1 pseudogene is annotated in these 245 nt (G+C 54.3%); it reads left to right on the top strand.

The annotated features are described in order from the left end of the window. A pseudogene (locus ACSNOK_RS35725) lies at window positions 1-245 on the top strand (serine hydroxymethyltransferase); the annotation flags it as partial.

Raw genomic sequence — 245 nt, 5'->3', positions numbered from 1 at the left:
ACTCCAATGTATTCCCCGGTCAGCAGGGTGGGCCGCTCATGCATGTGATTGCGGCGAAAGCTGCAGCTTTGAAGATTGCTGCTTCTGAACAGTTCAAAGAGCGGCAGGAGCGGACACTACGCGGCGCAAAGATTTTGGCAGATCGCCTTATGGCTGATGATGTCCGCAGCAATGGTGTGGACGTGCTCACTGGTGGTACGGATGTCCACCTCGTACTGGTAGACCTGCGTAAATCCGATATGGAT

Origin of the sequence: Streptomyces sp. URMC 126, from assembly GCF_051386555.1 — a bacterium.
In the GTDB taxonomy this organism is placed as follows: domain Bacteria; phylum Actinomycetota; class Actinomycetes; order Streptomycetales; family Streptomycetaceae; genus Streptomyces.
The sequence above is the reverse complement of the archived record's forward strand: the minus strand, read 5'-3'. Positions and strand labels throughout refer to the sequence as shown.